This is a genomic window from Streptomyces sp. SID14436 (assembly GCF_010548465.1).
Classification (GTDB): domain Bacteria; phylum Actinomycetota; class Actinomycetes; order Streptomycetales; family Streptomycetaceae; genus Streptomyces.
This window is the reverse complement of record NZ_JAAGMD010000681.1, coordinates 1-7,631: the sequence shown is the minus strand read 5'-3', so window position 1 is coordinate 7,631 and position 7,631 is coordinate 1. Positions and strand designations below refer to the sequence as shown.

The following is a 7,631-nucleotide window of genomic DNA, read 5'->3' as shown; positions in this document are numbered from 1 at the left end:
GCCGCCGGCGGTCTGGCCGGCGGTCTGGGCGTGCTCGCCGTGGTCGCCGCCGCCCGGTGGCGCGCCGGGCGCCGTCACGCGGGACTCCCGGTGCGCGGACCCGGGTCCCCGTAGGTCCGGGCGGGCCGACCGGGGCCACGACCCGGTCAGGCCAGCGGGTCGTGTCCCCAGTTCATCAGCGAGTACCTCCAGCGGCTCTCGCGCACGTCCCCCTGGGGCCGCTGGGCGAGGTGCCGCCGGACATAGCCGACGACCTTGCGCATGTGCCGGTAGTCGTCGTCGGAGAGGTCGCCCTTCCCGGCGCGGAGGATCTCGACGATGCGGCGGCCGGAGGCGTGGCCGGTGGACTCACCGCCGTCCTTGTGCTCCCCGGCGTCCCGGGACTCGTCCGTGGCCAGCCACTTCTCCAGTTCGGCGGGCTTCATGTTGACCAGCTCGCCGAACTCCTCCCAGGTCTCCTTCCGCCCGGCCTCGTCCATGGCCGTCACTTCTTCCGCAGCGCGGACGGCTTGTGCACCGCGGACCGGCCCGACTTCTCGCTGCGCACCTGGTACTGGGGATCGTCCGGGGAGGCGTCCACCGTCCGCCCGGCGGCCTCCGTGCGCTCGGTGATCTCCTTCTCGACCTTCCCCTCCGCCTCACTGCCGTGACTGCTCCAGGCGACCTCGTCGCCCTTCTTGAGCTTCCTGCCCCCACTGCGGCCCTTCGCCATGGCGTGCTCCCTCACCGCGGGACGGACGCCCGCTCCTGCCTTCCACACTGAGGGCTCCGCGGCCGGTCCGCAGATCGGCGGGCGGCCCGCCCGGCCGGGTGCGCGGCGCTTCCAGCCCGTGCGGGCCGCGAGGGATTCCACCACGCTGGAAGGAGGACAACGGCGACCACGGGCCGCGGCTGGTGCTCGCCGCCGGACTCCCCGAAGGGACCGGTCACCATGGGCGCGCACGAAGTCCCCCGCCCCGGGCCGCCGCCCGGCGCGACCACGCCGCCGGGCCATCCCGCCCGGCTGACCGCCGAGCCGGACACCCCGCTGTCCCGCTGGCTGTGGCTGGTCAAGTGGCTCCTGGCCCTCCCCCACTACGTCGTGCTGCTGTTCCTGTGGGTGGCGTTCGTCGGGGTGGGCGTCGTCGCCTTCTTCGCGATCCTCTTCACCGGCCGCTACCCGCGTCCGCTGTTCGACTTCAGCACACCGGCGTGCTCCGCTGGAACTGGCGCGTGGCGTATTACGCCTACGGGGCGCTGGGCACCGACCGCTATCCCCCGTTCACCCTCGCCGACGTCCCCGACTACCCGGCGCACTGGGACATCGCCTATCCGCAGGAGCTGTCCCGCGGTCTCGTCCTGGTGAAGTGGTGGCTGCTGGCCGTACCGCACTACCTGGTCCTGGGCTTCTTCCTCGGCGGCGCCCGGATGGCCTGGTTCTCGGGCGGCCTGATCGGTCTGCTCACCCTGTTCGTGGGGATCGCCCTGGCCTTCACCGGCCAATATCCGCGCGGCCTGTTCGACCTGCTGCTGGGGCTGAACCGCTGGGTGCTGCGCGTGGCGGCCTACGCGGCTCTCCTCACCGACGTCTACCCGCCCTTCCGGCTGGACCAGGGCGGCCGGGAACCGGACGCCCTGCCGTGACTGGTGTCCCGGTCCGGGTCCTGCTCCCGGGCCGGGCCCGTGGCGGTCAGCCGTACATCGCCAGGTGGTGGAAGGCGGCGAGCGCCTCGTCGATGGGGTGGGGCCGCGGCCGGCCGGCGGAGTCGAGCCGGTTCCACCGCTGCAGGTTCACCGCCACGGACATCTGCCGCTGACCGTCGGCGCGGGTCATGGACAGGGTCCCGGCGCCCCAGACCGTGCCGCCGTGGCCCCAGAAGGTGTCCTGGCCGGGGGTCGCCGTGGGGTGCAGGCCGAGGCCGTAGTCGATCGTCCGGCCCTCCTGGGACACGACCGGGACGGTACGCCGCATCTCCGTCAGCGAGTCGGTGCCCACGATCTCGCCGGCCAGCAGCAGGCGGTAGAAGCGGTTGAGGTCCGGGACGGTCGATATCAGGGAGGCCGCGGGGCCCACCCACGACATGTCGTGGACGCTGTGGTCGCGCGGCGGGTCGATCATGCCGAACCACTCCTCGTACATCCGTGAGTGCGGCCCGTCGACGGACGGCCCGGTGGGGAACCCGGTGTGCCGGAGCCCGGCGGGTTCGATGACGTCACGGGTGATGCACTGCTCGGCGGTGCTGCCGGTGACCTCCTCCAGCAACCGGCCCAGGAGCAGGTAGTTGGTGTTGGAGTACAGCCCCGGGGTGCCTCCCGGGGAGCCGACGGCGGGCGCGTCGACCCCCATCCCGATCAGCTCGGCCGCCGCGAACCGTGTCAGACGGTGCTCCTCCAGGCTCTCGGGCCCGGTCTCGGCGAGCGCGGGGAACGCCTTGAGCGACGGATAGGCGTACGGCAGGTACTCCGCGAGCGAGCTGGTGTGGTTCAGCAGCATCCGGACGGTGATCGTCTCGCCGCGCGGCCCCGGCACCAGGTGCGGCAGGTACTGCCCGACGGGTGCGTCGAGGTCGATCCGGCCGGCCTCGGCCTGCCGCAGGACCGCGGCGGCGGTGAAGGTCTTGGTGACACTGCCGACACGGTGCCGCAGATCCGGGGTGACCGGGCGGCCGGTGTCGAGGTCGGCGACTCCCGCGGCGCCGCGCCACACCTGGTCGCCGTCGCGCACCTCTGCGAACAGGCCCGGTATCCCGGCCCGGTGCACGGCTTCCAGGGCGGTGTCCAGGGCCGCGGGGTCCAGTCGGTTCGTCATGTGCTGGTCCTTTCGTACGTCCGGGGCGGACTCGGGCGGGCGCCTCCGGCCCGGGGACGGGACGGGGAACGGCGTGCGCCGTCCGCCTGCCGCAGCCGGTGCGGCCGCCATGCACTCCATTATGCACGCGGTGCGTGCAACACCAAGCGCATGGCTTAGGATGAGGTCGGCGAAGGGAGTGGCATGGCAGCCAGAAGGCGCTGGTCGAGCGAGGAGATCCTGGACGCGGCGGCGGATCTGCTGCGCGCGGAGAGCGACGCGGAGTCGTTCAGCGTGCGCAAGCTGGCCGCGGTGCTCGGCACCGACTCCTCCAGCCTCTACCGGCACTTCCGCAGCAAGACGGAACTGCTGCGCGCGGTCGCCGACCGGATCCTGCTCGGCGCCATGGACGACCACCGTCCCGAGGGCGACTGGAAGCAGCGCCTGACCTCGCTGGCCCTGCGGGTGCGCGAGACCTTCGGCCGGCAGCCCCAGCTGGCGGCGGTCTGGGCACGGTACGCCTCGGGCGGGACCGGTTCCCGGCTCGTCATGGAAGAGGTGCTGCAGGCGCTGCGCGCGTCGGGACTGCCCGAGGAGGAGATCCCGGTGCGGTATCACCGGCTCGCGGTCCTCATCGTCTCGCTGATCGCTTCCGAGGCCGCGGTCGGCAGCGTCGGCGCCGAGGAGCACGAGCAGGGCATGGAGCTGTTCCGTGTCGCGGTGCTCGGCGCGGACCCCGAACGCTTCCCGGCGCTGGCCCACTTCGCCCGCGAGGTGCGTCCCCTCGGCGCGGACCGCGCCGCGGCGTTCGAGGAGATCCTCGGCGCCCACCTCGCGGACATCGAGGCCGCGGTCACGGCCGCCCGCTGACGGCGCCCGGGACGGCGGGGGCTGGTCTCAGGCCGGCTCGACGTCCGCGTACAGCAGGTGGTGGTCGGAGTACGCGGACGCCTGGACCCGGTGCCGCAGCGGGGCCAGACCCCGCAGGAGGACGTAGTCGAACTTGCTGTGCCAGTCGGTGGTCGGCTCGCAGGTGCCGGCGGGCAGGGGGCCGCAGTGCGGGTCCACGTCCTCGGCCAGTTCCCGGATCCCGGCCAGTTCGGGCGCGTCGGGCACGGCGTTGAGGTCGCCGAGGACGATCGCACGGTCGTGCCGCGCGACGGCGGCGGCGAGCACGCGGGCCTGTTCCGCCCGGACCTCCTCCTGACGGCGCTCGGCGAGATGGGTGTTGAAGACACGGACGGTCCGGCCGCCCACCGTGGTGGTGACGGCCGTGTAACCGCGGTCCTCCGAACCGCCGTCCGGGTACTCCACCGTGACGGGGTCCGTCATCGGCGCCGCCGAGAGAACGGCCTGCCCGAACTGCCCCGGGCGCCAGGGCACTCCCCCGCAGCGGCTCCAGTTGCGGAGCACCGGCCCGTACTCGACGTGGTAGTCCAGGCCGTGCAGCCGCTCCAGGTGGTCCCGGACGGCCTCGACGTCGCGTACGCAGGCCTCCTGCAGGCCGACGACCTGGGGCGCGTACCGGGCGATCTCCGCCGCCCGGTCGACGTTGGCCGTGTCGCAGGGATTGCACAGGTTCCACGTCATGACCCGGTTCGGGACGGTCTCACGGCCGTCCGGGGCCGACGGGTGGCCCGCGAAGAGACTGCCGCCCGGGGCACTGGGACCGGCCAGCACGGCACAGGCGAGGATCACGCCGCCCGCGAACCACCGCGTCCCCCTGCCGAGCACCGTCGCCTCCTCCGTGCGGACCACCGTCGCCGACTCCATCGTGCCGCACGGGGCCGGGTGACGCGCGGGCCGCCCCCGCTCCGCAGGCGCGGCACCAAGCCGCGCGGCGGTGGACACGAGCCGCGCGGATTTCCCCTCAAACCAGCCGAGTTGACATCGAATCGGTTCGTGCTGGGCATGCCTGGAGCATGTCCATCGACGCAACCGCAGCATCCGGAGTGCAGGTGTGTTCGCTCAAGCGGGCCACGCCGCAGTCGATACCCGCCAACAGCCCGTACACCGTCGTCCGGTTCCCGTTCGGCTCCGCGGAGTCCAGCGACCGGTTCACCATGCACCAGGTCAACCAGCCGGACGGCTACGTGGTCACCAGCTGGGACACCGACGACCGGTCGGGGCTCATATGGCCCAGCACCGCGGGCTGGGGCACGCTGTACGCGATGATCCAGTGGGAGGCCGGCAGCTACGACGAACTGCGGGACCAGTTCGTCCGCGACCCCTTGGGGCTCACGCCCTCGCCCAACGACACCACGGCGACGGAACACCGGCCGCCGAGCCCCGGCATGCAGTGCTGGACCAAGCAGTGGGGCATCTTCGTCGATCCGGCCGTGCCCCTGGCGCTGCGCGCCACCCACGACGCCGGGGTGGCGCGCGACATCGTGCTGGCCGAGTTCAAGCTGGTCATCCACGAGGCCGCCTGACGGCTCCGGCACGGCGGACGGCGGGGAAAGTCCGTGGCCACGGGGGCCGCGTGGATGCTTCCATGCCGCCATGCAGAGGGGAAGCGCTTCCGGTGCCGGTACCCCTCCCGTCGTCCGCCGGCGGACCCCGCCGGACCTGGGCGCGTGCGTGCGGGTGCTCGGGGCGGTGCACCGGAGCGACGGCTACCCGGTGAACTGGCCGCCGTCGCCCCGGGCGTGGCTCACCGGCGGGGCGCTCGTCTCGGCCTGGGTGGCCGAGAGCGACGGCCGGGTGTCCGGCCACGTCGCCCTGTCCCGCAGCGGAGCGGGGGACGCGGCCCCCGGGCTGTGGAGTGCCCGTACTACGGGTGCCGACGCCGGCGCGGCCGCCGTGGTCGGCCGGCTGTTCGTGGACCCGCGGGCCCGCGGCCGGGGCATCGGCGCGCTGCTCATGGCGCAGGCGGTGGCCGAGGCCCGCCGCCGCGGGCTGCATCCGGTGCTCGACGTGCTGGCGTCCGACACCGCGGCGGTGGCCCTCTACGAGCGGCTGGGCTGGCGGCCGCTGGGCACGGTCGAGCAGGAGTGGGGTCCCCGGCTCACGGTGACCGTCCGGTGCTTCGCGGCACCGCCCGACGCGGCCGCCGGGCCTGCCCCGGGGGCTACTCGGGCCAGGCGGAGTTCTTGATGACCTCGACGAAGTCCCCGCGGACGAACCCCGGGACGAAGTGGGCGAGCACGTCCGCCTTGACGTTGCCGAAGGTGGTGTCGGGGCGGTCCTTGATGCCCTCCGTGAAGGTGGCCAGGATCCGGTTCTTGAAGTCCGGGCGGGGGTGCGCGGCGACCACGGCGGCCCGCTCCTCGTCGGAGACGGCCGGGTAGCCGATCCCCAGCACGTCCAGCTCCACTCCCCGGGTGACCAGGGCGATCTCGGGGGCCATGTGCAGCGGGATCTCCGGGGTGGTGTGCAGGGCGATGGCCGTCCAGACCCGGTCGGCCGCCTCGCCGGTGACACCGTGGGCGTGCAGGAAGCGCCGCGCCTCGTCGGCGCCGTCGATCTCGAACCGCTGGTCGGTGCGGCGGAACCGCTCGGTCAGGCCGAGGTCGTGGAACATCGCCCCGACGTAGAGCAGCTCCGCATCGAAGCTCAGGCCCTGCTCGCGCCCGCGCAGCGCTCCCCAGAGGAACACCCGCCGGGAGTGGTCGAACAGCAGGGGTGAGGCGGCCTCACGCACCAGCTCGGTCGCCTCCCGGGCCAGCGCGCTGTCCGGGATCCGCACGCCCGCGACGGTCTCACTCATGTCGTCTCTCCACTTCCTCGTCTCGGCCCCTCCTCCAGGGTCGTGTGCCCCGTACGATGGCGCCATGTCCTTCCTGCCAGACAGTCCTCGGATCCGGACATCGCGGGGCCGGGGCACCGCCCGCCCGGGCGGTCCGGCGAGCGGCATCGGGGTGACCCGCGCATGACGCACCGGGTGGGTTTCGTGGTGTTCGACGGGGTGACCCTGCTGGACGTCAGCGGCCCCGCCGAGGTCCTGCACCAGGCGGGCCGGCTCGGCCACCGCTACGACCTGGTCCTGGTGTCCGCGCGCGGCGGCGGGGTCAGGACGTCGACGGGGATGCCGCTGAGCGGCACGGTGACGGCGGCCGAGGCCGGTCCGGTCGACACGCTGCTCGTGGCCGGCGGCGACCGCCTGGCCGAGCGGCCGGCCGAGGAGGAGCTGCTGGCGACGGCCTGTGCCCTGGCCGCGCCCGCCGGGCGGGTCGCCTCGGTGTGCACCGGCGCCTTCGTGCTGGCGGACCTCGGGCTGCTCGACGGCCGCCGGGCCACCACGCACTGGCGGCACGCCGGGACCCTCGCCCGGCGCCACCCGCGGGTGCGTGTCGAACCGGACGCGATCCACGTCCGGGACGGGCGCTTCATCACCTCCGCCGGCATCAGCGCGGGCATCGACCTGAGCCTGGCCCTCGTCGAGGACGACCACGGCGCGGACGCGGCCCGCCATATCGCACGCGAGCTGGTCGTCTTCCTGCAGCGCCCGGGCGGCCAGTCGCAGTTCACCACCGCCACCGCCCCGCCCACCGGGAACGCCCTGCTGCGGCCCCTGATCGAGGCGGTGCTGGCCGACCCGGCGGCCGGCCACGACCTGGCGTCCATGGCCCGCGCGGCGGCCGTCAGCCCCCGGCATCTGACCCGGCTGTTCCACACCGAGCTGGGCACCACGCCCGCCCGCTGGGTCGAGCGGGTGCGCCTCGGGCGGGCCCAGCAGCTGCTCCTGGACGGCCACAGCGTCACCTCGGCGGCCCGGCACAGCGGCTTCGGCAGCGACGAGACGCTCCGCCGCGTCTTCAGCCGCCACCTCGGCACCACCCCCGGCGCCTACCGTCAGCGCTTCGCCACCACGGGGTCGGCCCGCACGGCGGGCGCCGCGCCCGGCCCGCGGTGACGCGGCGCC

9 protein-coding genes and 1 pseudogene are annotated in these 7,631 nt (G+C 74.0%); 5 read left to right on the top strand and 5 right to left on the bottom strand.

Annotation, left to right across the window (positions count from 1 at the left end):
- Positions 1-146: 146 nt before the first annotated feature.
- Entirely contained in the window at positions 147-479 is a 333-nt protein-coding gene (locus G3I53_RS24720) for a DUF3140 domain-containing protein (RefSeq protein WP_164338689.1), read from the bottom strand.
- Positions 480-484: 5 nt separating this feature from the next.
- Entirely contained in the window at positions 485-712 is a 228-nt protein-coding gene (locus G3I53_RS24715; RefSeq protein ID WP_164338688.1) for a DUF2945 domain-containing protein, read from the bottom strand.
- 219 nt (positions 713-931) lie between these two features.
- On the opposite strand from G3I53_RS24715, the pseudogene G3I53_RS24710 reads away from it, so the two are divergent.
- A pseudogene (locus tag G3I53_RS24710) lies at positions 932-1,623 on the top strand (DUF4389 domain-containing protein).
- A 46-nt stretch (positions 1,624-1,669) separates the two neighbouring features.
- On the opposite strand, the gene G3I53_RS24705 reads toward G3I53_RS24710, so the two are convergent.
- Positions 1,670-2,788, bottom strand: coding sequence for a serine hydrolase domain-containing protein (locus G3I53_RS24705; RefSeq protein WP_164338687.1), 1,119 nt, complete (start codon positions 2,786-2,788; stop codon positions 1,670-1,672).
- A 183-nt stretch (positions 2,789-2,971) separates the two neighbouring features.
- Here G3I53_RS24705 and G3I53_RS24700 point away from each other — a divergent pair, with 183 nt between their 5' ends.
- Entirely contained in the window at positions 2,972-3,637 is a 666-nt protein-coding gene (locus tag G3I53_RS24700) for a TetR/AcrR family transcriptional regulator (RefSeq protein ID WP_164338686.1), read from the top strand.
- Between the two features lie 27 nt (positions 3,638-3,664).
- Here the strand turns inward: G3I53_RS24700 and G3I53_RS24695 are convergent, their stop codons facing one another.
- Positions 3,665-4,540, bottom strand: coding sequence for an endonuclease/exonuclease/phosphatase family protein (locus G3I53_RS24695; protein ID WP_164338685.1), 876 nt, complete (start codon positions 4,538-4,540; stop codon positions 3,665-3,667).
- Positions 4,541-4,689: 149 nt separating this feature from the next.
- Between G3I53_RS24695 and G3I53_RS24690 the strand changes: the two genes are divergently transcribed.
- Positions 4,690-5,199: a hypothetical protein gene (locus G3I53_RS24690; protein WP_164338684.1), complete on the top strand. Its 510-nt coding sequence runs from the start codon at positions 4,690-4,692 to the stop codon at positions 5,197-5,199.
- 70 nt (positions 5,200-5,269) lie between these two features.
- A complete protein-coding gene (locus G3I53_RS24685; protein WP_164438782.1) occupies positions 5,270-5,863 on the top strand; it encodes a GNAT family N-acetyltransferase in 594 nt (197 codons plus the stop codon).
- Here G3I53_RS24685 and G3I53_RS24680 read toward each other — a convergent pair.
- A complete protein-coding gene (locus G3I53_RS24680) occupies positions 5,838-6,476 on the bottom strand; it encodes an HD domain-containing protein (RefSeq protein ID WP_164336647.1) in 639 nt (212 codons plus the stop codon). The two genes, G3I53_RS24685 and G3I53_RS24680, sit on opposite strands and share 26 nt — an antisense overlap.
- Before the next feature lie 162 nt (positions 6,477-6,638).
- Between G3I53_RS24680 and G3I53_RS24675 the strand changes: the two genes are divergently transcribed.
- Complete coding sequence (locus G3I53_RS24675) at positions 6,639-7,622, top strand: helix-turn-helix domain-containing protein (protein ID WP_164438781.1); 984 nt, start codon at positions 6,639-6,641, stop codon at positions 7,620-7,622.
- Positions 7,623-7,631 lie beyond the last annotated feature (9 nt).